This is a genomic window from Mesorhizobium sp. M0768, assembly GCF_040320195.1.
Lineage (GTDB): Bacteria > Pseudomonadota > Alphaproteobacteria > Rhizobiales > Rhizobiaceae > Mesorhizobium.
Genome location: NZ_JAMYPD010000083.1, coordinates 1 through 1,753, shown reverse-complemented (window position 1 = coordinate 1,753; position 1,753 = coordinate 1). Strand labels below are relative to the sequence as shown.

The following is a 1,753-nucleotide window of genomic DNA, read 5'->3' as shown; positions in this document are numbered from 1 at the left end:
GCGAAGACCGATTCATTATGCACCTCCTTTTCAAATGGCGGAAAACAGCGATTCCTGGTTGTCGTCGTGGATGCGATGCGGAGTATTGCGCGCCAAATCGGCCTTGATCCGTTCGTCTTCGAGGTCGCTGGCGCGGATCTGGTAGGGTGCGCCGCGCATGACCTGCTCGGCAGGCAAGAGGCCATCCCTGATGAACCGGCGGATTTTGACGTGCGAGACTCCAAGCCGGGCGGCCGCGTCCGACATGGTGAGCCACTCGCCATTCTTGTCGGAAGAGCGATAGCCGCTGATCTTGTGCACCGTGCGCAGCGATTGGACGCGACGCGCGGTCCAGGTCTTTCCCTGACCGGTCTGCATGCCCATGCGGTTGAGTGTGGCAGCGATTTCGGCATCCGACCATCGGGTTGCCATGGATCGCATGATCGCCAGAGCCTCCTCAGGCGTACGCTGGCCATGCTCTCCGGATTTGGGCTTGCGAACCCGTACCTGCGAGTGCTGGCCTCCGTGCCAGTGGATGGTCAAGATCACGTCGCGCGCATCGTCATCGACATCCGCCACGATGTCCTTGATGAGCGCGCGCAGCAGTTGCTGACGACAGCGCATGTCGACACCCGGCGCGTTCCAGGTGGCCTCGAGATTCTGGGCGAGGCCCGTGAAGTCCGGAACCGCGTCGACAGGCTCCACACGCTGGACTTCGCTCAGCCGGGCCTCGCAGGTCTCCACGCGCCTGAGCGTGGCTTCCCAACTCCTCTCGAGCTGGGCCGCAATAAGCCGGTTCTCCGGGTCGCAAGCGGCATAGCGGCGCTCGGCGAGCGATGCCTCATAACGCGCCTGCTGCAGGTCCATCTCGATCATCTGCCGCCGCTTGGCTTCGCTCTCCAGCTGCATCCGTTCAGCCTCCAACGCCGCTTCGATCGCCATCGGCGCAACCGCCTCCAGCGCTTCGCGGGTCACCGCCGCGTCGGTGCGAAAGCCGTTGAACGACATGCATCGCGCCTGGGCCATCATGAGGTTGCCGCGCTCGCAGCGATATACCGGATAACCTTGGCCGCGTCCGGCATACATGACAACCAGTCTTCGCCCGCATCGACCACAGGAGATGAGACCGGGGAGCAGTGCGCGACCGCCGCGGCCCGACTTGACGCCGCCGGCTTTGCCATAAGCGTTGGCCGCGAGCAGTTCCTGGTTCCGTTCGTACTCGCTCCATCCGATGTAGCCTTCGTGATGGTCGTTGAGCACCACCGCCCACTCGCTAGCCGGCTTGTAATGGCCATAGCTCTTGCGAACGCGGCCATCGACGATCTCAGTGCGCTTCTCGCTCTTACCATAGACATAGGCGCCGGCGTAGAATGGGTTCTTCAGGATCGAGATCACGTTGCGGTAGCGGATCGGAACCCAGTCGAAGGACACCATCTTCTTGCCGTCGGAGGGTCTGGGGAAATGCACGTCATCGTCGATCATCGAGATCAGGACCTGGCGCGCACTGCCGAGTTCGCGGAAGCGCGCGAATATCAGGCGAATGGTCTCCTGCAGGCGCATGTCGGGATCGAACCCGAGACCGTAATCGCGGTGCCAGACATAGCCGAAAGGCACGGGGATGCGCAGTTCCCCGCGCTGTGCCTTGGCGCGGGCGGCCTCGTACATGCGGGCACGCAGCACGCCGAGCTCGAACTCGCTGATGCTGCCCTTCATACCGAGCAGCAGGCGGTCGTTCGGCAATCCCGGATCGTAGACTCCGTCCAGATCGATCACG

At 63.1% G+C, this 1,753-nt stretch carries 1 protein-coding gene; it reads right to left on the bottom strand.

Annotated features, from left to right (window positions below; translation table 11 throughout):
- Positions 1–30: 30 nt before the first annotated feature.
- A partial coding sequence (locus tag NKI08_RS34350) for a recombinase family protein (protein ID WP_352775925.1) occupies positions 31–1,753 on the bottom strand: 1,723 nt, incomplete at its 5' end.